Raw genomic sequence first — 21,508 nt, 5'->3', positions numbered from 1 at the left:
CCTCATTTTCCGCAACAACATTTTCTTTCCGCTACAGACAAAACAGTCCGCTTACCTCTGTGATCGGGCAATGGTAACGGCCCAGGCACTCCTTAACAAAATCATCGGAGATCCGGCCCTGCCTTTCGGCAATATCCAGCTCCTCCAGCATGAGAAACAAATCATACTGAACATTAAAATCCTGTAAAACCGTTCCCGGTTCCAAAGAAGTGATTCTGTGTCTGGTATAGTCGGGAATGTGGATAATATCTTCTTCTTTTGCGATCTGTTTTTCATGTCCCTCGATTTCAACTTCCGCGCTCCCCTTGCGCACTACCATGAGTTCATGGCTGAAATAGGGATCGTTCCAGGATACGGACTTTCCTGCATCCAGAATGAATTCCCACACTTCCTTGATATTGTCGATTTTCCATCTCGGGTATTTTATGCGGCATTCGATGCCCGGAAGCAGGTAGTTTTTATAATACATATCCTTTCCGCAGAATCCCGGAAGATCTTCAGGCAAAGCGGCCGGCGCTTCCAAATACGGATATCCCAAATAATCCACCCGTCCCTCTGTTTTGAAATAGTCACGCATAAAGGCGGCATCCTCGATTTTTTCCGGACAGTTTTCGTAGATCCGGTCCAGACCGGTCAGGCCTTCCCAAAGATCCATCCCCTGAATAATCTCATGCCAGACAGTCCCGTTTTCCCGATACTCGAACCCATGGGGCATGAAAGGGCGAATCAGAATCATGTCGCCCGGATTGACAACAATTTGTTTTCCCCCGATCACCGCATCAACGCTTCCTCTGGTGACAAAGAAGATCTCACTGCCGTATTCGTGGTAATGATAAGGAACCACATCGCCTTCATTGACACAGTAATCGCTCATTTCCAGGTTCTTTTCCGGGCCCCTGGCCGTAATGAACAGATGGCCGACTCCGTTCTCGTCTGCGGATTCTTCCAGAGAGAACACCGTCGGATCAATGACGGACGCTTCCCTGATCGGTTCATATTTATCTGTTGTTTCATTAAATTTTAACATTTTTCAACCTGTCCCTTTCCTGCTTTCTGATTATGCGGATTTTTCCGCATTTTTTCTTAAATCCGTAAAATTACTGCGGCCTTTCATTCCCAGTATGATGGATATGACAATTGTCACAGCCATGAATATACCGCCTACAAACAACGCTTCTCCCGGAGTCACCTCTCCAGTGAAAAATTTCGTGATTGAATTTACTAAATATGGCTCGATCATCGTTCCTATGCAGTCAAACCCCCAGAAGATTCCCATGCAGCTGGAAACCCATTCCGGCTTGACAAAGCGTCCGACCATTTCCATTCCTCCGACAATGCCGATGCTGTAGCCGAAAAAGATAAACGCCTGGGCTGCCGCATAGACGAAAACACTGTAGGACGCATAGCTCAGGAAGAGGCCTATGGTCATGGATACGGCGCTGGTCACTAAAATGAATTCTTTGGAAAGTTTGAGGATATAGACATAAAGAACTCCCGATACCATGCTGACCAGATAGGAGAAGGAGCTCATCAGTCCCGCGACCCAGGCGGCGCCTCCCCCGATATTACGATCTTCGATGAGCATGGCCGCATTAACATTGATCGACGCAAAGCCAATTTCAAAGAAAAAGATAAATGCCAAAAGCAGGATTACCGGCAGAGAAAGGATTCGCTTGGCCTTTGGCCCTGACGCATCAACATTGCCCTCCAGCTCATCCTCCGCGCTGTGGGGATTTTCCTTCGGCAGCCAGAGCGCTACAAATATCAGCGTCGGTATGCCCAGGAAACTGATCAGGTAGATATAGGTCCATTGAATGCTGGCCAGGGCACCTCCCAGCATGGAAATCAGAATCAGTGTAATCATCGTCACGGTGTTCTGCCATCCCAGCAGCTGGCTGCGCATCTTGCCGGTGAACAGCGTGTTAATAAGGCTTCCCATTAGGGTAAGGGCGATACCTTGTCCAATTCCCATGAAGAGGGAGCCAACGTATAGATAAATCAGGCTTCCGTGCAGCAGCATCGGCATCGCTCCGCCGGCAATGATGCAGATGACACCAAAAATCAGCAGCTTTTTCTGACTGATCTTTGCCCCGGCAAAACCGGAAGTAACGCTCATCGGGAACTGCCCGATCATGGCAAAGGTCATAATCATCTGGATCGCTGTCGGGCTGGCGCCGGGAAAAGCGTCCGCAATGACAGCCAGAGCAGGAATCATGAAGCAGTTCATCGAACCAACCACTGCGATAGACAGTACCGCAATACGCATCAGATTGGTCTTTGTCGTATTTTTGCTCATAAGTCAACCTCCTGTAATTTGTTCACGTTAACTATAACTTTCGTTTCTCTAAAAAGAGGTTCAGATCTTGTTCATATCCTTTTAAGTCTTTTTCGATTTTCGGTCGTTTGCCCAACATATTAGCGCCGTAGGGCTGTACGTTTTCATCGTAAGACCTGGTGTTTGTGGCTGTACCGGGGATCGTTTCAAAGAGAGGCGCCTTGGGTGCGTTTCCGGCAAAGGGCGCCGGAAAATTGAATTCGCGCACATGCTGCATATAATGGTCCATAAACTTAGTACCGCAGACTCTTGAACGCTTTACCAGATCCAGATCCAGTGAAACAACGCAGATGGCAGGCGCTTCTCCGCCTTCCCATACAAGGAATCCCTCCGGGCTGATGACCTGAGAATGTCCGTACATCGTCGACGATGCAAAATTCCCCACACAATTGGTAGACACCAGATAGGCTTGATTTTCCAAAGCTCTGGCATAGTGAATATGCCGGTTCAGTTCAAACAGCTCCTGCGGGTCCAGCGTAAGTTTTACCAGCACCTCGGCCCCCATCAGGGTCTCGTTTCTTGAAATCTCCGGAAAGTTGAGATCGTAGCAGATCTGCACACCTATTTTGGTCTCCTTTTCCGGAACATCGAACACCACATAGCGGTCGCCGGGCACTACCAGTTCTTCCGCCGGATACCAGGGGGCCATTTTCCGATAGATGTCGATCAGTTGTCCCTGAGGTCCAAAGATCGGCGCCGTATTGTAAAACTTGCCCTCCGGCAGAGACGCATGCTTTTCATAGACCGTTCCGGGAATGAGATAGATTTCATACTTCTTTGCAAGGGAAGCAAAGTAGTCGGTCACCGGTCCGGGGATTTCACAAGGGACTGAGCACTGGAGGCATTCCACGCCGACCACCAATTCCGGTTTGTGAAAACCAGTCATAATGCGTTCCAATTCTTTTTCAAAATATGCTAAGTTTGCTGACGGATCTTCTGTGATTGGCATCTGAAGGATGCCTACATTTAAAAACCTTCCCATAATCATTCTCCTATAGATTCAAAAGTGTCAGACATGTCTGTATACACTTAACTATTAAGCAAGCTGCATGCCATCCCCGCTCAGGCCCGCCATACGGCAGCGGCAACCATTGAAATTTCAAGATATTTTTGTTTTTTACTTTGGAAGTTGAATCTCGTTCCCGGAAAGTCCGCCGGATTTTTGTGCAAAAACCGTAACCTTTTGTTTACGCTTTCTCCTTTTTTTCAGATAAAAAAAATACACACCCACCATATTTCAATGGTTTTATGGATGTGTAAACTTTTGTTTCCGTTCTATGAATTTGTTCTGATTTCGTAAACTAAAGTTTACGTTTTTTTCTGTTGGCCGCTCTTTTTGCATAAAATCCTGCCTGAAAGAAACAGCTAGAGATTATGCTTTTTTACGATTTTTCCCAAAGCCTGTCTGCTGATTCCCAAAGACTGGGCGGCTCTTGTCTTATTTCCATGAAAAACGCTCAAGGCAGTCTTTACCGCTGCCAGTTCCGCGTTCATTTTCGCCTCTTTCAGGGTAATCAGGCTCATCTGCGGGAATAGTTCCCCTATCCGGTTCACCGATGACGCAGGCTGGGATTCAATCACCTTCTGCTGAAAATCTCTGAAATGCTTCAGATCTAATACTTGCTCATAGCAAAGGTTGACAGCCCGTTCCAGCACATTGTGCAGCTCTCGAATATTTCCCGGCCAGTCGTACTGCTTCAAAAGCAGCAGGGCATCCCCGGAAATGGTCTTGACCCTGCGTATTTCAGCCCTTCCCAGCAAATTGTTCAATTGCCCGACAATGGATTCGGCAATAGGCTGAATATCTTCCTTCCGCTCCCGCAGCGGCGGTACTTGTATTTCGAAGATGTTGAGACGGTAATAGAGGTCCTCGCGGAAGAGCTTTTGCTCCACCAGTTCCTGCAGGTTTTCATTGGTCGCCGCGATAATCCTTACATCCACAGTTATGGTTGTATTGCCTCCAACTCTCATGAATTCCCGTTCCTGCAGGAATCGCAGCAGCTTTGACTGCATGGCAAGCGACAGCTGATGTATCTCATCTAAAAATAAAGTTCCACCGTCCGCCAGCTCTACCAATCCCTTTTTCCCGCCCCGCTTGGCCCCGGTAAAACTCCCTTCTTCATAGCCAAAAAGTTCCGATTCAAAGAGCTCGGAAGGAATGGCCGCGCAATTGACTTTGATGAAATTATGCAGCGAACGGGTACTCAAATCATGAATGGAATGGGCGACCAGTTCCTTGCCCGACCCGGTTTCTCCATAGATCAGCACGGTGGAAACACTGTAGGATACCATCTTAATCTGCGCTTTCAGATGAGCGGTGGCCTGGCTCTGCCCGATAATATTGTCGATCGAGTATTTTGTGCTTTTCAGCGGTCTGAGATCGTTTTTGTGATAATTGATTTCATGGTTCAGGTTAATCACTTTATCGAGAAATTTATGGATCTCAGCGGCATCGCCGAAAGCGTCATACTCTAAAACGCCGGCCAGTTTTCCGCCCTGATGGATGGGGAAAGCATTGGAAACTACCGTATGTCCTTCGGAAATATAAACTTCGCCAATCTGTTTCTGCCCGGTGGACAAAACCTTATAAGCCGTATTGTGGGGCAGCAGGTCTTTGATAGATCTGCCCGTCACCTCTTCGCCGCAGGAAAAGCCAATACTTCGCGCCAGCTCGTCCGTCATAAAGATGATATCGCTGTTGATATCCAGAATCACCAAGCCCTCGATAATATTCAAAAGCTGTTTCGCCTCGTCATTTAAATGAATCATTCGCAGGGTCTCCTTTCAGCAATCGCTTGAACTTTAAAGCCCGGAAGCTGTCCATGCCGCTAAAATTGCCTGTTTTCTTAACATTATATAAAAGATCCGGGCAATTGTAAATTGGAGTATTCTGGATGGTCTCAGCAAGTGACCGCATGGCGCCCGCTGCGGCCCGTCTCATCCCTATGCGCATTCTTTAAAGCTCCATTCTCCAAATAAAAAACTGCGGGGAAAAAACAAGTGCCTTTCCACCGCAGTTTTTTATTCGATTCAAATTAGACCGCCATATAATAGGTTCTGCCGTCATGGGTCTTCAAATACCCGGGCAAAACGTTCAGTTCAGTCACGTCCAAAGATCCGTTCAAAGCACCGCTGTTGTCATACAGTCTGTCTTCTTTAATATATCCCCCGTGCAGCAAAATGCGTTCTGTTCTGTTCATTATAACTAACCCCCTTTTTTTCCAAAATAAAAAGAAACACTCAGCGCGAATAAAAATCACAGAATAGCCTTTTCCTTCGCATTTATCTGATGATGTTTCCTACCTAACTTTTATATTATACTCCTGTTTCATTCCATTTGCAACCGTTTTTTCAGAAAAGAATCCGAATAAGCCAAAAATTCAAGAATTGTGGATATAATGAAAGCGAAAGGTTACAAATCCTTCACCTTTCGCTCTCTGTTCTTTTAACTTCAGTCCGCCGAAATTAAAACGTTATAAAAATCGGGAAACCGGCCGGCCTCCGCTGCGTTTCTTCCTGTTCATCAGCCGCATTTGCTGTATCCGCACTGTCTGCAGATTACGCAGCCGCTCTCGTGCTCCAGCATACCGCCGCATTCGGGGCACATCGCTTCTTCGTCCGGATCAATTTTCTGAGTTGGCCTTATATCATCCGGCAGGGGCAGCCAGTTGCCCAAGGCCACCTGCTTTTCATATTCCTGTTCTATGACTCTGGCCATGGCGTCCGGACAGGATGTGCATTTCAATCCGTGCTGCCGTATGGTGGAAGGGCACCTTATTCCCCGCAGCTGATCGATAATCGTATTGACGTCAATGCCGCTTCGCAGCGCCACGGAGGCAAGTCTGGCTGTAGCCTCGCTCTGGCTTGGGCATCCGCCCGCTTTTCCTGTGTTGGTAAAGATTTCGCATATGCCCTGTTCATCGTAATTTACCGTTATATACAGATTTCCGCAGCCGATCTTTACACGTTCCGTGACCCCCGTTACCACGTCAGGACGCTGGCGCGGTTTAATCTGAACAACCTCCTGCTCCTGCTCATCGCCTCGTTTCACCTTACCGATATTCAGCACCTGCTCATCGCGGCTGCCGTCCCGGTAAATGGTAACGCCCTTACAGCCGAGTGAGAAAGCCAGGGAGTAGACTTTAGCCACATCGTCTCTGGTCGCCTCGTTGCTGAAGTTTACAGTCTTGGAAACCGCATTGTCTGTATGCCTCTGGAAAGCAGCCTGCATGCGCACGTGGTATTCCGGACTGATATCATGGGTGGAAACAAAGACTCTGCGGATATCCTCGGGCAGCTCCTTAATGTGGCTCACAGCGCCTTCCTGAGCGATTCGCCGCATCAAGGCTTCCGAATAGAGTCCTCTCTTTTCCAGCTCTGCTTTTAAAATCGGGTTTACTTCCAGCATCTCCGTTCCGTCCATAATATTGCGGATGAACACATAGGCAAATACCGGTTCCACGCCGGATGAACAGCCGCCGATTATGGAAAGCGTTCCTGTCGGCGCGATGGTCGTTATGGTTCCGTTTCGCTGCGGCTTGTCCTGCGGCAGGATACTCTGTTTGAAGAGCGGGAAAGCGCCACGCGACTGGGCAAGCTCCTGGCTGGCCTGACGGCCTTTTTCCGTTATAAAGGTCATTACCTTTTCTGCCAGCTGCACGGCCTCTTCCGTATTGTAGGGAATTCCCATCATCAGCAGACTGTCGGCCCAGCCCATCACTCCGAGGCCGATCTTTCTGGTCTGCTTCGTAGTAAATTCAATCTGTTCCAATGGGTATTTATTGACTTCAATCACATTATCCAGAAAATGCACCGCGTGTTTCACTGTGCGCTCCAGCTTATCCCAGTCAAATACCCGGCTTCCGTTTTCTTCTTTTACCATCTGCGTCAGGTTTATGGAACCCAGGTTGCAGCTTTCATGGGGCAACAGAGGCTGCTCGCCGCACGGGTTGGTAGCTTCGATCTTTCCCTGTTCCGGTACAATATTGTCCCGGTTGAGACGGTCCAGGAAAATAATGCCCGGCTCGCCGTTTCTCCATGCCGCGTCCACAATTTTATTGAAAACGGTCCTCGCGTTGAGCTGTTTTATCATCTTTCCGGTATGGGGATCGACCAAATCATAATCCTTGCCTGCCTCAGCAGCCTTCATGAATTCCTCGGTAAGGCCTACGGAAAGATTGAAATTGGTGATCTCCGTGTTGTCGGCTTTGCAGTCAATGAATTTCAGAATATCGGGATGGTCGATTCGCAGGATGCCCATGTTGGCTCCCCGCCTGGAACCGCCCTGTTTGATGGCTTCCGTAGCCATATTGAATACCTTCATAAAGCTGATAGGTCCGCTGGCTACACCTCCGGTGGAATTTACCGTGCTGCCTTCCTGACGAAGCCGCGAAAAAGAAAATCCGGTTCCGCCGCCGCTCTTGTGAATAAGAGCCGCCTGCTTGATTGCCTCGAAAATGGATTCCATGCTGTCCTCTACAGGCAGCACAAAACATGCGGAGAGCTGGCCCAGATCACGCCCCGCGTTCATCAGCGTCGGGGAATTGGGCAGGAACTCCAGGTTTGTCATCATATCATAAAAAAGAGCCTCTACCTTTTCCGTATCAGTATTCTTATCATGAAGAGCATCCGCAGAAGCGATGGCTTTTGCTACCCTGCGGAACATTCCGTCCACCGTTTCCACCGGGTTACCGTCCTCATCCTTTATTAAATATCTCTGTTTCAGTACAGTTTCAGCATTTGCGTTTAATTTCATTCGTCTTCTCCTTAAATCACCAAAATATACTACATATTGTATCACTCTCATTTTTTATGTCAATACTTTGTGGTGTTATTTCAAAGCCTATGGACAAAAAATGATAGCGTTGATGACCAGGGTTGCTGTAATTTCAGGGCGCAGGGGTGGCGCTTGCGGTGATTGCAGCGCCGGTGAGAATTATGAATTTAAAAAAAACCGTGATTTATGTTCCATACGGTGACTTTTAGGATATATGTGAACATAAAATGAAATTCTTCTGATCACCATCCATACTATTTTGCTCCTGTATAAGCAATTGTTTAAATTTTTTTGTTCTTTTCTTTTTTAAAGTGCCTTGAATTGTTTTAAAGTTTTGCGCAATTTAGGAAAAGTATGTTCACAAATTAGCTTTTGGACCTCATTTGGAACATAAAATAACATTTGGGATTTTATTACATATTTTTTGCTGTATTCTGCTCAAGCTTGAAAGCCGCTATATCGGATTCTGCTCAATACCGGACAAAGGGCTCTGAATCACGGCGGCATGATTCAGAGCCCTTTGTCTTCTTACTTATTCTCTGAAGGATCGCTCTGGTTAAATTCCAAAAACCTCCCTGGCAGCTTCCACGGATTTCATGGCGTCTTTACAGTAGTAATCGGCGCCAATCTTTTCCGCGTAGTCCGGCGTGAGCACCGCTCCGCCGACGATGAATCTGCAATCCGGCGCAGCCTTTCTGACTGCCGCAATGGTCTCTTCCATGCTTTTGAGGGTCGTGGTCATCAGTGCGCTGAGGCCCACCAACTTGATTTCATTCTCTATAACCGTCTCAACAACCTTTTCCACAGGCACGTCTCTACCCAGGTCGATAATATCAAACCCGTAATTTTCCATAATGACCTTTACGATATTCTTGCCGATGTCGTGAATATCTCCTTTAACCGTAGCGATTGCTACACGCCCCTTGGACACATTGCTGCGCCCTGATGCGGCCAGGCGGTCTTTAATCAATTCGAATCCCCCCTGCGCAGCCGTTGCCGCCTGCATCATCTGCGGCAGGAAGATCGTTCCCTTTTCAAATCCCTGGCCGACCTGATCCAGCGCCGGAATCAAATAGTCGTTGACCACCGTCATTTCATCGACCTTTTCCAAAAGGGCCTCCACTGCATGGATCGTCTCTGTCTTCATCCCCTTTTCCAGGGCGTAAAAGAGGTCGATTTCTTTTCCTGTTTCCGCAGCCGGCTGGCTGACAGCGCCGCTTCTGCTCATGGAACCCATGGCAGCGTCACCGTACCGCTCGATAAACGCTTCCGCATTTTTGTCCCGGTTATGGAGCATTTCAAAGGCAAAGATCGTTCCCATCATATCCTCATCGTTGGGGTTGATGATCGGCAAGTCCAGCCCGTTTTCCATAGCCAGGGCCAGGAAGGTCCGGTTAATCAGCGGCCTGCACGGAAGCCCAAAGCTGATGTTGGATACCCCCAGAACAGTGTGCAGACCCAGCTGCTCTTTAACCATGCGCATGGCCTTTAAAGTCTCCGTCACTTCCGCCTGCTGCGCCGATGCCGTAAGGGTCAGACAGTCGATGAATACGTCTTTTTCAGGGATTCCCATGCTGACTGCCTTATCGAGAATTCGCCGGGCAATGGCAAAACGTTCCTCTGCCTTGGCCGGAATTCCCTTTTCATCCAGGGTCAGACCCACCACTGCCGCACCGTATTTTTTCACGATCGGCAGGATCGTTTCCAGTACCTTTTCCTCTCCGTTGACGGAATTCACGATGGCTTTTCCGTTGTATACCCGCAGCGCGGCTTCAATCGCCGCCGGATTGGAAGAGTCAATTTGCAGCGGCAGATCCGTAATAGCCTGAATCTGTTTTACCACCATGGGCAGAACCTTCACATCGTCGATATCCGGCACTCCCACATTGACATCCAAAATCTGGGCCCCGGCGTCAACCTGTTCGATGGCCTGGGAAAGCACGTAATCGTAATCCTGATCAATAAGCGCCTGTTTCAGCCGCTTCTTTCCCGTCGGGTTGATCCGTTCACCGATAACCGTAACATGATCGATGGTCACCGCTCTGGTGGCGCTGCAGATCACGCTCTGCTCTGCCGACCCTGCCAGCTTTGCTGGTTCTGACTCCGCTGTCAGTTCTGCCGGATCTATCGGCTTTTCCGTTTCCCCGTTCTGCGCGCTTTTCCCGGAAGCGAAAAGTTCTTTCATCTTTCGAATATATTCCGGCGTCGTTCCGCAGCAACCGCCGGCCATGGAGATTCCCAGCTTCAAATACTGTTCCATAGCCCGGGCGAATTCCTCCGGCCCGATATCATAAGCCCCTGTCCTCGGATCAGGCAGTCCTGCATTGGGCTTAATGAAAACAGGCAAACTGGTGAGGGAGCACAGCTTCTCCGCCAAAGGCAGAATCTCCACTGGGCCCAGAGAACAATTGATGCCCACGGCATCCACCCCCAAACCTTCCAGCGCAGCGGCCATACATTCGATACTGGTACCGGTAAAGGTCCTGCCGCTTTCTTCGAAGGTCATGGAAACCAGTACTGGCAGATCGGTATTCTCTTTAGCCGCCAGCACCGCGGCCTTTACCTCATAGAGATCCGTCATGGTTTCAATTACAATCAAGTCCGCTCCGGAAGCTTCCCCCTGCTTCATCACCTGCGCGAAGGCGTCATAAGCCTCTTCAAAAGCCAGTGTTCCCATCGGCTCCAGCAGCTCGCCCAGAGGGCCCACATCCAGAGCCACTAGCGTCTGCCCGTCACATGCGGCCCTGGCCGCCTTTACAGCGCTGTCTATGACCTCCTCCAGCCGATAGCCGCAGCCTTCCAGCTTAAAGCGGTTGGCCCCGAAGGTATTGGCATAGACCACATCCGAACCTGCCTCTATATAATTTCTATGGATGGACGTAATCAGATCCGGGTCCGTCAAACTCAGAAGATCGGGAGACGCCCCCGGCTCAAGGCCGCTCTGCTGCAAAGTCGTGCCCATCCCTCCATCCAGCAGATATAATTTTTTGCTAAAGTCCAGCACAGTTTTTTCCTTCCTTTCTCAGGACGCACTTGTCCCTCAGTGTACATTCTTCACAAGTAGCCAGATAGCCGGCAACCGGCTGATCGGAGATTCCCAGAACCGCAGTCACAGATTTTCTTGGAATCATGATATGACTCTGGTTTACCGTCAATCCGATCTTTCTCGGCCCATCAATAATCCGTATCAGTTGGTCCTGGGTTTCAATGGGAAGATCCCCATAACCCGGGCTGTACCTGCCGGTCAGATACCCGCTTGTTTCCTCCCGGATCTGCGTTTCAAAGGCATCGCATACCTGCTCGATCAGCACCGATGCGCCGCAGTCCAAAATAACTGCCGCTGCCATATCACGAATCTGACTCTGACGGATCAGATTGTCAATAGCCGTTCCGAGTGTTGCGCCCATGACCGCCATTTCTCCGCATCCTGCCAAATGTTTTTTAATGGCCTTTCCGCTGAGTTCCATCTCATCCAGTCCCAGAACCCGGTAGATTCCCTGGGGCGCCGCGCATTTCAGCAGCTTTTCTTCTGCCGAAAGCAGGGATTGTTCCAAGGCCGCATCCGCCTCTCCTGCGACCCCCAGCCTCACGAGCCACTGCCCCCGGTCGATTTTATTCGGTCTTTCCAGCTTCATCTTACAGCAAATCCTTAATCTTATCGTAAATAGCCAATGAAACATCCGGATTGTTCATGGTATACAGATGAATGCCATCCACGCCGTGTTGCAGCAGATCGCGGATCTGCTCCGCCGCGTACTGGATTCCGTGGTTGTAGAGTTCCTCCGGGTCGTTTTCGTACAGGCCGATCATCTTGGTAAATTCGTGGGGCAGGCTGGCACCGCTTAAGGCTACCGTCTTTTCAATCTGTTTTTTGTTTACGATGGGCATGATTCCGGCGGAAACAGGCACGTTGATTCCGGCATTTCTCACCTGCACCATAAATTCGTAAAACAGCTGATTGTCGAAAAAAAGCTGGGTAATCAGTACCTTAACCCCCGCTCCGATCTTGTATTTCAGATTTTGGATGTCCTCTCTGAGGTTCTTGCTCTCATAGTGGCCTTCCGGGTAGCAGGCCCCTAAAATCTGCAGGCCGCTGTTTCTCTGAACTTCGATAGCCAGCTCATTGGCATGTGAAAACTCTTTTTTGATGGTTTCCCCGGGAACGATATCACCCCGCAGGGCCAGAACATTTTCAATTTCGGCGTCGGCAAAGCGACCGATCATTTCCGTCACGTCTTCCATGCTGGAGTTAACGCAGGTCAGATGGGCCAGCGGCTCCACACCGAATCGTTTCTTTATGTTGGAGGCGATCTCACAGGTTGAGTTATCCGCCATGTTTCCTCCCGCTCCATAGGTCACACTGATAAAATCCGGCTTGCAGACCGCCAGTTTTTCAACAGTGTCATATATCTTATCCAGCCCTGACTGCCTTTTGGGCGGAAATATCTCAAAGGAAAAAACGGGTTTTTTGTGTTCAAATAGTTCTGGTATCTTCATGTTGTCCTCCTGTAGTTTATTTGTTAAAACCCCAGCATACGCCAGGGTTTTCGTTGCTTCTGTCATATACGTTTATTTCGATTATGTGCCTCGATCATGTCCTGATACTCTTCTTTTGTAAGAAGCCCTGAATCCAGCAGAGTACGCAGGCTTTCCATATAGCTCTCATCCGGGGTCTTGGCTCTGCCCGTGCTTTCGTTTCGTACCTGGACCATCTTTCCGTCCGCCTTCACAGACTTCATCTTTGGAATCTTAATCCGCCCTTTTTTCTCCGTCTCTGATGAGGAAAAGGCCGTATGGCGGTCCATACTGCGATCGCTTTGCTGCTGTCCGCCTCCTTGCCCCTTATTTGAGGCAGCACGCCGCATACGGGAACTCGACATTCCTCTTTTTTTCTGTGCGGCAAGTCCCCCTCCTATGACCAATATAATCGCTATAACGATAAATGAGGTCCAGACATCGCCGTCGGTGCCATAGTCGTAGTCTTCATAATCACCGTCATCTTCGCCATAGACCGTATAACTGTCATACCAGCCGCTGTCGGAAAAACTGGTGACGGCAGACTCCATATCCTGTAGGGATTTCTTTGCCGGCGGGCCATTGGTAGTAAGGCAGAAGGTTATGACTGCGCTGTCCCGCATGGTAAAGTATACCTGATGATAAATGTAAGCGCCGGGGCTGTCTGTCCGCTCTCTTACCTGCGCATGTATGAAATTGCCCCAATCAGTTGAAAGGACCTCAAATTCGTCTCCTATTTCCGGCGCTCCGAAGGTCAGAAAAAGAATAGCGTCCTGCAGCACCGTTTTTCCGTCCTCATCCCGGCAGAAGTCTTCCAGCTCTTCTCTTGAATATTCGTTGAAATCCGCCTGTCTGTCTTCCTCATATTCCGTAGTGTACAGCAGCTGCATCATGGCTTTGGGGTCAGCACTTGGATCCTCAGCCATCATGATACTATGGAAGTATTCCATGTACCCGGCGGCTGTTTCCTGGGTGCAGCCGCACACGGCCCGTACCACGCTCTCATAGTCGGCTTCATCGACCACCTGCCAGCCGTCGGGCATATCGACCTCAATCTTTCCGTCCCCAAAAGACTGCTTCGCTCCATAGCTAAAGGGTGCAGCCAGGAGCATGATTACAAACAGTGAAAAAAGAATCCGCAGCTTTCTCATATGACCCTCCTTAATTTTTTAACACACAATTACAATTCGCTTTATTATACGACAAAATCCGTGCTGCCGCAATGCTCACCGCTATTTTTCACCCGATATTCCCGGCGGCTGCGGGCAATCAGGCAAGAACCTGTTTTTATCTGCGCCGAACTTATGATATAATTAAAACAAATAGTTGAGTGAGGAGATTGATAGATGAAACCATTGAACAAATACTTTGATCATACCAACCTGAAAGCGGACGCCACTTCGGCGGATATTATCAAGCTGTGCGGCGAGGCCAAGAAGTACGATTTTTATGCTGTCTGTGTCCACGGCTGCTATGTACCTCTGGCTGCAAAGGAGCTGGCGGATACAGGAATAAAAATTGCCAGTGTCGTTGGATTTCCTTTGGGTATGGAATCCACGGAATCCAAGGTCTACGAAGCAGTGGCGGCCTGTAAAAACGGTGCTGACGAAATTGATATGGTGATCAATATCGGCGCTTTGAAAGAAGGGCGCTACGATTATGTAAGAGATGAAATCGAAAAAGTGGCGGAAGCTTCCGGACAGCATAAGGCTATCGTGAAGGTCATTCTGGAGGTTTGTCTGCTGACGGATGAGGAAATTGTTAAGGGCTGCCAGCTGGCGGTGGAAGCCGGCGCCGCGTTTGTCAAGACATCCACAGGCTTTGGCAAATCCGGAGCCACGCCGCATACCGTTGCTCTGATTAAGGAAACCGTTGGGGACCAAATTATGATTAAAGCCTCCGGGGGAATCCGCGACGTTTTGGTGACAAAGGAAATGCTCCGCCTGGGAGCGGACCGCATCGGCGCCAGCGCATCAGTGGTTATTATGGAAGCGATAAAATAGAGATACAATATTGTACATAAAAAGGAAGCCAGCACTTGCGGCCTCCTTTTTTCATCAAACCGTTACACGGTTTTCCACTTCATGATATTATCTTCAAAATAACATTCCAGCCTGCCGCTGTCCTGCAAATACGTCAGGTAACACCTCAGCGTCGATCCCACCAGTGCGTTTTGAACCACATTGGCTTTCATCTTATACCGGTCATAGACGCCTTTCAAAATCAGGTCGAAATTCTTTCCGCCCCGGCAATCCTCCAGCAGACCATCAATATTTTTACGGATATTTTCCAGGTTCCCCTGCGCCAGAGGCCGTATATCGGAGACCACATCCCCATGAGCCGGAAGGAACAGCTTGCCCTCCAGAGTCTGCAGAAGTTTCAGCGTATTCATATAGCCTTCCACATCCACCAGATAACCGAACTGGTATTTTTCCAGACACTTGCTGTTGAGGACGCTGTCCGCCAAAAACCAGACTTCATCCGAGGTTTTAATCCCGATCATACCGAAGCTGTGCCCTGGCAGACGTATGTATTCCAGGCCTTCCGGCAGATCAAAATCCTCAATATCGAGAAAGCCGATGGGCCCCGGATGGTTGAATACGCGATTCAAGTCATTGCACGGATAGCCGCCGTACATATATGCCGCTTCCAAGGTCTCATAGTTGGCAAAGGCATTGTCGATATTGGTAGCGTATGCCGGGCACTCCCACTTTTCCATCAAATAGCGGTTTCCTCCCAGATGATCGATGTGGGTGTGGGTATTGATGATGAATTTCAGCTTCCACCCCTGCTGGGTCAGGATATTCTGTATCTCCTCCGCCGCCTTGTCCCCGTTTCCGCTGTCGATCAGACAAACCTCCTGATCGTTCAATTTATAGATTCCCATGATATTGGGATTGTCAATGTAATAAGTCCGTTCACCTGCCTGTATAAGTTCAAACACTGCACGATTCTCCTTCCTGTCAAAAAATATTCAACGTCTTTTTCTTCATGCGGCAGTTTTCTATCCGTTATTTATACTCTTTATGCTCTACATCGCAGTACGCGCAGCGGTAGATTTTCTTTTCCCTATCCGCCAGTTTGAACACGTGAGTGATCTCCTGCTCCACCGAGGTAATGCATCTCGGATTCTTGCACTTGATTATGTTGGTCAGCGTCTCCGGCAATTCCAGATGCTCTTTCTTAGTCAGCACGCCATCCTTGACCCGGTTGATGGTAATATTGCTGTCGATGTATCCCAGCATTTCAAAATCCAGCTCGATCTCATCATCGATCTTAATGATATCCTTTTTTCCATATTTGCTGCTGCGCACGTTCTGTACCACCGCAACGCTGCAGTCCAGCTTGTCCAGCCCCAGATAGTTGTATATTTGCATACTTTTGCCCGCTTTGATATGATCCAAAACGATTCCAGTCGTTACACCGTCGATATTCATGTTCTATCCCTCCTTATTTAATACCTAACAGATTTAAGATCAGCGCCATCCTGATATGCTTTCCGCACAGAGCCTGTTCGAAATAGCAGGCTCTCGGATCATCGTCAACTTTGACGGAAATCTCGTTTACCCTTGGTAGCGGATGCATGATCGTCAGGTCCTTCTTGGCGTTTTCCAGTTTATCCATATCCAAGATATAGGTATCCTTTAATCTCACATAATCCTCTTCATTGAAGAAGCGCTCCCTCTGTACTCTTGTCATATACAGTACGTCCAGCTGAGGCATGACTTCCTCCATGCTCTCAACCTCGCACCATTCCACGCCGGCCTTGCGCAGCTCTTCTCTGATGTACTCCGGCACTTTCAGCTCCTCCGGCGAAATGAGCACGAATTTTACGTTGGGGTAGCGAAGCATGGCCTCAATCAGTGAGTGAACGGTACGGCCGAACTGCAGATCTCCGCACAGGCCCAGAGTGATATTGCCCAGCTCGCCTTTTTTACGTTTGATAGTCAGAAGGTCGGTCAGGGTCTGGGTCGGATGGTGATGTCCGCCGTCACCGGCATTGATGATCGGTACCGTCGTTCTTCTGGATGCCACCAGCGGCGCGCCTTCCTTTGGATGACGCATAGCTATGATATCCGCATAGCAGCCCACCGTTCTCACGGTATCGCTGACACTTTCACCCTTAGCTGCTGAACTGGATGAAGCTTCTGAAAATCCCAGAACCGATCCGCCCAGTTCCAGCATAGCTGCTTCGAAGCTGAGTCTGGTCCTGGTGCTGGGCTCGAAAAACAGCGTTGCCAGCTTTTTACCTTTACATATATCTTCGTATTGATCGTGGTTTGCCACAATGTCATCGGCGACGGCGATCAGATGATCGATCTCCTCCACCGACATATCCAAAATGCTAATCAGATTGCGAATTGTTTCACTCATTTATTTATCTCCTTTCATCCATCCTTCATCCGAAGGGTTATTTCTAAATGTTATCAGCCTTTCCACATCTTCTTTCTTAATATAACCCTCTTCCGCAGCGACCTCTACCAGAGTGTCCAGATCGCAGAGGCTCACATTTTTGATGTCAGAGGCTGCCATTCTTTCAATGCCTTTTGCCATTCCATATGTAAAAATGCTGGCAATTCCCAATACCTGAGCCCCGGCGCTGCGCAGCGCTTCTACCGTCTCCAAAACTGAGCCGCCTGTGGAAATCAGGTCTTCTATGACTACCACCTTCTGGCTCTTTTCCAGTTTTCCTTCAATCTGATTGGTTCTGCCGTGGTCCTTTGCCGAACCTCTCACATAACCCATGGGCAGGCCCATAATATGCCCTGTGATGGCTGCGTGAGCGATACCGGCGGTGCTGGTACCCATCAGCACTTCACATTCCGGGTAATGTTCCCGCACAACCTCTGCCAGGCCTTCTTCTACTTTAATGCGCACTTCCGGCGCTGTCAGAGTCAGCCGGTTGTCACAATAGATCGGACTTTTAATGCCGCTGGCCCACGTAAAAGGCTCGTCAGGTCTTAAAAATACTGCTCCGATTGACAGCAGTCCCTTTGCAATCTCCTGTTTCATCTTTACACCTCCACAAAATCTTTCATACAACGATCATATGCGGCCACCGGATCGTCGGCCTGGGTAATGGGTCTTCCTACTACGATGTAATCGGAACCCAGTTCTTTTGCCTTGGCAGGGGTGGTCACCCGCACCTGATCGCCCCTGGATGCGTCATCAAACCGCACTCCCGGCGTCACGGTCAGGAAATCCCTTCCGCATGCGTCATGGATCTTTCCTGCCTCCAGCGGAGAACATACCACTCCGTCCAAACCGGCCATATCCGCGTTTTCCGCATAGCGAATCACGACCTTATCAATATCCTCGTCGATCAAAAGCTCCTCTGTCATCCGTTCCTGGCTGGTCGATGTCAGCTGAGTCACTGCAATAAGCAAAGGTCTTGTGCCGTCTTCTCTGGTCAGTCCCCTCAGGGCAGCCTTCATCATGTCGATGGTCCCTGCGGCGTGCAGATTGACCATATCCACATCCAGCCTGGAAAGGACCGCCATCGCCTTCTCCACTGTATTGGGAATATCGTGGAGCTTTAAATCCAGGAACAGCTTATGTCCTCTTTTCTTGATTTCTTTAATAATTTCGGGTCCTTCGGCATAATACAGCTCCATGCCCACCTTTACATAAAGTTTTCTCCCTGTAAACTTATCCAAAAAGCTCAGGGCTTCTTTGCCGCTTTTAAAATCCAGGGCAACGATTACATCTTTTCCCATCATTTACCTCCTCTACTCTGCGATTCCTATAATATCTTCCAATCGATCGATTCCCAGTTCTTCTAAAAGAAGCGGAAGTTCTTCGATGATTTCTTTACATGCGTAAGGGTTTACCAGGTTTGCTGCCCCCACCTGAACTGCTGTGGCCCCGGCCATCATCATTTCAACTACATCCCGTGCCGAAGAAACGCCGCCCATACCGATTACCGGAATATTTACCGCTTTAGCCACCTGATAGACCATTCTCACGGCGATCGGGAAAATAGCCGGGCCGGAAAAGCCTCCCATCTTATTGGCGATCACCGGCTGCCGTCTCTTAATATCAATGCGCATTCCCAGCAAAGTGTTAATCAGGCTCAGCCCATCCGCACCCGCTTCTTCACAGGCTCTGGCGATGGAAACAATATCCGTTACATTGGGGCTCAGTTTGATGTAGACCGGCTTTTTCGTCACGGCCTTGACTGCTTTCGTTACCTCAGCTGCGCTTTCCGGCAGCACACCGAAAGCCATCCCTCCGTCATGGACATTGGGGCAGCTGACGTTTACTTCAATGATTCCCACCTGCTGCTGCCGGTCCATAGCCTCTGCGCATTTGGCATATTCCTCAATGGAGAACCCGCTTACATTGGCGATCACCGGCTTTTTATAGATTTTTGCCAGCTCCGGAAGCTCTTTATTGATTACTGCTTCCAGTCCCGGGTTCTGCAGACCTACGGAGTTAATCATTCCCTGGCTGCATTCGGCGATCCTTGGCTGGGGGTTGCCGAATCTTGGATCTGCTGTAGTCCCCTTGAAGGAAATGGAACCCAGTATGTTGATATCATAAAACTCTGTGTATTCCTTGCCGTAGCCGAAGGTACCGCTGGCCGGTATTACCGGATTTTCCAGGGTCAGACCACTGAGCCTCACTCTTGTATCTACCATAGAATTTCCTCCTTTTCCAGCACTGGGCCCTCCTTGCAGATTCTCTTCGCTCCGTATTTTGTCTGGCAGCTGCATCCCATACAGCCTCCGAACCCGCAGGCCATCCGCGCTTCAAAGCTGAATTGTCCATTCTCCGCCTTATCCCAGACGGCTTTCAGCATGGGCTCCGGTCCGCAGGCGCACACGTAGCCGGGATTCTTCGTCGCATCTGTCACAAAGCCTTCTATTCCATAACTTCCATTGGCCGTAGTTACCTTTACATCCACGCCCAAATCCTTAAATTCCTTTTCGTAAAAAATTTCTTCGCTCTTATTGAATCCCAATATCACTTCCGGGGGCACTTTCCGATCAAGCAGAGCTTTCGCCAGCCCGTACATGGGCGGAATTCCCACGCCTCCGCCGATCAGCAGAGGGCGCTTTTCCTTGGCTCCTGCTTCAATCTTGTCCAAATCGTAGCCGTTTCCCAGCGGTCCCAGGATGTCCAGCTCCTGCCCCGGCGCCATCCGCGCCATTCTTTCCGTACCCTCTCCAACAACTTTGTAGATAATCGTCAGTTGGTTCTGATCCCAGTCACAGATGGAGATCGGCCGCCTTAAATAAAGGCCTTCTATCTTTATATTGACAAACTGTCCCGGAGCCTTAATGGAGGAAGTATCCCCCTTCAGCTTCATTTCATAAATATCACTTCTCAGCGCCCTATTGGATTGTATCTTATATATGCTTGTTTTCATAAACTTTTTCTCCATTTACAAAGGTAGCAACGGTTTTTCCCGTGACTTCCATGCCCTCAAAAGGCGTACTGCGCCCTTTGGACAGAAACTCTTCAGGATTGACCCGGTAACTGTCCTCGAGGTCCAGAACTGTCAGGTCCGCAACCTGTCCCTCCTGCAGGAAGCCACCTTCCATGCCAAAGATCTGACGCGGCGCCACTGCCATGAGATGAATCAGCTTTTCCAGGGACAGTTTACCGGTCTTGACCAATGCCGTATAGAGCACCGGAAAGGCTGTTTCCAGTCCCACAATCCCAAAGGCGCTTCCGGTCAGTCCGCGGCTCTTTTCTTCCTGCCTGTGGGGAGCGTGGTCTGTGGCAATCACATCGATGGTCCCGTCCAGCAGACCTTCGATCAGTGCCTCTCTGTCCTCAGCGGAACGGATCGGCGGGTTCATTTTAAAGCGCCCGTCTTCCTGCAGATCTTCATCGCAGAATATCAAGTAATGTGGTGTTGTCTCACAAGTAATTTTCACGCCCTCCGCCTTCGCCTGGCGAATCAAAGCAACTGTCTCTTTAGTTGAAATGTGGCACACATGATAACGGGCACCCGTTTTTTTGCAGAGCTCGATATCCCGTTTTACCTGCCCCCACTCGCTTTCTGAGCATATACCTTTATGTCCGTGTTTTTTCGCATAGCTGCCATCGTGAATATAGCCACCATCCAGCAAAGTCTCGTCTTCACAGTGAGCAACAATGATTTTATTGAGCGCTTTCGCCTTTATCATCGCTTCTTCCATAAGTTCTCCGGTCTGAACGCCCTTTCCATCATCGGAAAAAGCGATTACCTGGTCCTTCATAGCCTCCATGTCGGAAAGCGCGCCTCTGCCGTTTTGTTCCTTGGTAATGGTCCCATAAGGATAAACTTTTATTACTGCGTCCCTTTCAATAATATCCAGCTGCTGCCGCAGTGCTGACGCTGTCGATGGCACCGGATTCAGATTTGGCATCGCACAGACAGCCGTATAACCGCCTCTGGCAGCCGCCATTGTCCCTGTTTTGATGGACTCTTTATAAAAAAAACCAGGTTCCCGAAGATGTACATGAACATCAACTAAACCTGGAATTATGAAGAAAGAATCACAGTCAATCCTTTCATCATATCTATCAAAATGGGAAAGAGACAAGCGGCCGTCAATAACAAAAACGTCCCTTTTCTCGAATCCATTGCCTGTGAAAATATTTCCGTTTTTCAGTAATGTTTTCATACCTTTTCCCTTTCTTTTGTTTTAGCCTAAATCTTCGATAGTATACCATACCGCTATTTAGACGTCAATAGGCAGGACAAATCTTTTTTCTTTTCCCTGACACTTCCATCAAGACAATCTCATCGCCTTTGTCTGGGCAATAAAAAAGAGAAACTGTTTTCGCAGTCTCTCTTTTCAAACCGGCAACGTCCTACTTTCCCAGGCAGTCGCCCGCCAAGTATCATCAGCGCTAAGGAGCTTAACTTCTGTGTTCGAGATGGGAAC

At 49.1% G+C, this 21,508-nt stretch carries 19 protein-coding genes and 1 rRNA gene; 1 reads left to right on the top strand and 19 read right to left on the bottom strand.

The genetic code is table 11. From position 1 onward, the window contains the following. Positions 1-31: 31 nt before the first annotated feature. From NE619_RS15345 to NE619_RS15300, 10 genes are all read right to left on the bottom strand, one after another. Positions 32-1,027: a cupin domain-containing protein gene (locus NE619_RS15345; RefSeq protein WP_256133339.1), complete on the bottom strand. Its 996-nt coding sequence runs from the start codon at positions 1,025-1,027 to the stop codon at positions 32-34. Between the two features lie 30 nt (positions 1,028-1,057). Beyond that, complete coding sequence (locus tag NE619_RS15340) at positions 1,058-2,296, bottom strand: MFS transporter (protein ID WP_256133338.1); 1,239 nt, start codon at positions 2,294-2,296, stop codon at positions 1,058-1,060. Positions 2,297-2,327: 31 nt separating this feature from the next. After that, positions 2,328-3,317, bottom strand: a complete 990-nt coding sequence (locus NE619_RS15335; protein ID WP_256133337.1) for a carbon-nitrogen hydrolase family protein — start codon at positions 3,315-3,317, stop codon at positions 2,328-2,330. 383 nt (positions 3,318-3,700) lie between these two features. Next, positions 3,701-5,104 carry a sigma-54 interaction domain-containing protein gene (locus tag NE619_RS15330; RefSeq protein WP_256133336.1) on the bottom strand — a complete coding sequence of 468 codons (1,404 nt, stop codon included), beginning with the start codon at positions 5,102-5,104 and terminating at the stop codon, positions 3,701-3,703. A gap of 266 nt (positions 5,105-5,370) precedes the next feature. Next, positions 5,371-5,535 (bottom strand): hypothetical protein, encoded by a 165-nt coding sequence (locus tag NE619_RS15325; protein WP_256133335.1) that lies wholly within the window; start codon positions 5,533-5,535, stop codon positions 5,371-5,373. Positions 5,536-5,858: 323 nt separating this feature from the next. Further along, positions 5,859-8,090 (bottom strand): vitamin B12-dependent ribonucleotide reductase, encoded by a 2,232-nt coding sequence (locus tag NE619_RS15320; RefSeq protein WP_256133334.1) that lies wholly within the window; start codon positions 8,088-8,090, stop codon positions 5,859-5,861. A gap of 577 nt (positions 8,091-8,667) precedes the next feature. Further along, on the bottom strand, positions 8,668-11,115 hold the full coding sequence (locus NE619_RS15315) for a homocysteine S-methyltransferase family protein (protein WP_256133333.1): 2,448 nt from the start codon (positions 11,113-11,115) through the stop codon (positions 8,668-8,670). Next, entirely contained in the window at positions 11,102-11,746 is a 645-nt protein-coding gene (locus NE619_RS15310) for a vitamin B12 dependent-methionine synthase activation domain-containing protein (RefSeq protein WP_256133332.1), read from the bottom strand. Before NE619_RS15310 ends, NE619_RS15315 begins: the two co-directional genes overlap by 14 nt. A 1-nt stretch (position 11,747) precedes the next feature. Continuing rightward, entirely contained in the window at positions 11,748-12,608 is an 861-nt protein-coding gene (gene metF / locus NE619_RS15305) for a methylenetetrahydrofolate reductase [NAD(P)H] (protein ID WP_256133331.1), read from the bottom strand. A 62-nt stretch (positions 12,609-12,670) separates the two neighbouring features. After that, positions 12,671-13,777, bottom strand: a complete 1,107-nt coding sequence (locus NE619_RS15300) for a hypothetical protein (protein ID WP_256133330.1) — start codon at positions 13,775-13,777, stop codon at positions 12,671-12,673. Between the two features lie 195 nt (positions 13,778-13,972). Here NE619_RS15300 and deoC point away from each other — a divergent pair, with 195 nt between their 5' ends. Next, positions 13,973-14,629, top strand: a complete 657-nt coding sequence (deoC, locus tag NE619_RS15295; RefSeq protein ID WP_256133329.1) for a deoxyribose-phosphate aldolase — start codon at positions 13,973-13,975, stop codon at positions 14,627-14,629. A gap of 62 nt (positions 14,630-14,691) precedes the next feature. Here deoC and NE619_RS15290 read toward each other — a convergent pair whose 3' ends face one another. The 9 genes from NE619_RS15290 to rrf form a co-directional block, all read right to left on the bottom strand. Then, the gene (locus tag NE619_RS15290) at positions 14,692-15,570 is read right to left on the bottom strand and encodes an MBL fold metallo-hydrolase (RefSeq protein ID WP_256133328.1); all 879 of its coding nucleotides are present in this window, start codon (positions 15,568-15,570) and stop codon (positions 14,692-14,694) included. A gap of 67 nt (positions 15,571-15,637) precedes the next feature. Next, a complete protein-coding gene (locus NE619_RS15285) occupies positions 15,638-16,063 on the bottom strand; it encodes an aspartate carbamoyltransferase regulatory subunit (protein ID WP_256133326.1) in 426 nt (141 codons plus the stop codon). A 13-nt stretch (positions 16,064-16,076) separates the two neighbouring features. Continuing rightward, positions 16,077-17,000: an aspartate carbamoyltransferase gene (pyrB, locus tag NE619_RS15280; protein ID WP_305146655.1), complete on the bottom strand. Its 924-nt coding sequence runs from the start codon at positions 16,998-17,000 to the stop codon at positions 16,077-16,079. Continuing rightward, entirely contained in the window at positions 17,001-17,639 is a 639-nt protein-coding gene (gene pyrE, locus NE619_RS15275) for an orotate phosphoribosyltransferase (protein WP_256133325.1), read from the bottom strand. A gap of 2 nt (positions 17,640-17,641) precedes the next feature. Then, positions 17,642-18,343 carry an orotidine-5'-phosphate decarboxylase gene (gene pyrF / locus NE619_RS15270; RefSeq protein WP_256133324.1) on the bottom strand — a complete coding sequence of 234 codons (702 nt, stop codon included), beginning with the start codon at positions 18,341-18,343 and terminating at the stop codon, positions 17,642-17,644. 12 nt (positions 18,344-18,355) lie between these two features. Beyond that, positions 18,356-19,267 (bottom strand): dihydroorotate dehydrogenase, encoded by a 912-nt coding sequence (locus tag NE619_RS15265; protein WP_256133323.1) that lies wholly within the window; start codon positions 19,265-19,267, stop codon positions 18,356-18,358. Beyond that, positions 19,261-19,998, bottom strand: coding sequence for a dihydroorotate dehydrogenase electron transfer subunit (locus NE619_RS15260; protein WP_256133322.1), 738 nt, complete (start codon positions 19,996-19,998; stop codon positions 19,261-19,263). The genes NE619_RS15265 and NE619_RS15260 overlap by 7 nt, the downstream gene beginning before the upstream one ends. Then, entirely contained in the window at positions 19,979-21,244 is a 1,266-nt protein-coding gene (locus NE619_RS15255; RefSeq protein WP_256133321.1) for a dihydroorotase, read from the bottom strand. The genes NE619_RS15260 and NE619_RS15255 overlap by 20 nt, the downstream gene beginning before the upstream one ends. A gap of 177 nt (positions 21,245-21,421) precedes the next feature. Continuing rightward, positions 21,422-21,508: ribosomal RNA gene (gene rrf, locus NE619_RS15250) — 5S ribosomal RNA — on the bottom strand; the annotation flags it as partial.

The organism is Anaerovorax odorimutans (assembly GCF_024459955.1).
Lineage (GTDB): Bacteria > Bacillota > Clostridia > Peptostreptococcales > Anaerovoracaceae > Hominibacterium > Hominibacterium odorimutans_A.
Note: the sequence above shows the minus strand (reverse complement) of the source record. Positions and strands in the feature narration are given on the sequence as shown.

What these genes read in the sequence shown, in the direction of transcription:
- NE619_RS15345 (WP_256133339.1), bottom strand. Translation starts at nt 1,027, where the DNA reads ATGTTAAAATTTAATGAAACAACAGATAAATATGAACCGATCAGGGAA.
- NE619_RS15340 (WP_256133338.1), bottom strand. Translation starts at nt 2,296, where the DNA reads ATGAGCAAAAATACGACAAAGACCAATCTGATGCGTATTGCGGTACTG.
- NE619_RS15335 (WP_256133337.1), bottom strand. Translation starts at nt 3,317, where the DNA reads ATGGGAAGGTTTTTAAATGTAGGCATCCTTCAGATGCCAATCACAGAA.
- NE619_RS15330 (WP_256133336.1), bottom strand. Translation starts at nt 5,104, where the DNA reads ATGATTCATTTAAATGACGAGGCGAAACAGCTTTTGAATATTATCGAG.
- NE619_RS15325 (WP_256133335.1), bottom strand. Translation starts at nt 5,535, where the DNA reads ATGAACAGAACAGAACGCATTTTGCTGCACGGGGGATATATTAAAGAA.
- NE619_RS15320 (WP_256133334.1), bottom strand. Translation starts at nt 8,090, where the DNA reads ATGAAATTAAACGCAAATGCTGAAACTGTACTGAAACAGAGATATTTA.
- NE619_RS15310 (WP_256133332.1), bottom strand. Translation starts at nt 11,746, where the DNA reads ATGAAGCTGGAAAGACCGAATAAAATCGACCGGGGGCAGTGGCTCGTG.
- metF (WP_256133331.1), bottom strand. Translation starts at nt 12,608, where the DNA reads ATGAAGATACCAGAACTATTTGAACACAAAAAACCCGTTTTTTCCTTT.
- NE619_RS15300 (WP_256133330.1), bottom strand. Translation starts at nt 13,777, where the DNA reads ATGAGAAAGCTGCGGATTCTTTTTTCACTGTTTGTAATCATGCTCCTG.
- deoC (WP_256133329.1), top strand. Translation starts at nt 13,973, where the DNA reads ATGAAACCATTGAACAAATACTTTGATCATACCAACCTGAAAGCGGAC.
- NE619_RS15285 (WP_256133326.1), bottom strand. Translation starts at nt 16,063, where the DNA reads ATGAATATCGACGGTGTAACGACTGGAATCGTTTTGGATCATATCAAA.
- pyrB (WP_305146655.1), bottom strand. Translation starts at nt 17,000, where the DNA reads ATGAGTGAAACAATTCGCAATCTGATTAGCATTTTGGATATGTCGGTG.
- pyrE (WP_256133325.1), bottom strand. Translation starts at nt 17,639, where the DNA reads ATGAAACAGGAGATTGCAAAGGGACTGCTGTCAATCGGAGCAGTATTT.
- pyrF (WP_256133324.1), bottom strand. Translation starts at nt 18,343, where the DNA reads ATGGGAAAAGATGTAATCGTTGCCCTGGATTTTAAAAGCGGCAAAGAA.
- NE619_RS15265 (WP_256133323.1), bottom strand. Translation starts at nt 19,267, where the DNA reads ATGGTAGATACAAGAGTGAGGCTCAGTGGTCTGACCCTGGAAAATCCG.
- NE619_RS15260 (WP_256133322.1), bottom strand. Translation starts at nt 19,998, where the DNA reads ATGAAAACAAGCATATATAAGATACAATCCAATAGGGCGCTGAGAAGT.
- NE619_RS15255 (WP_256133321.1), bottom strand. Translation starts at nt 21,244, where the DNA reads ATGAAAACATTACTGAAAAACGGAAATATTTTCACAGGCAATGGATTC.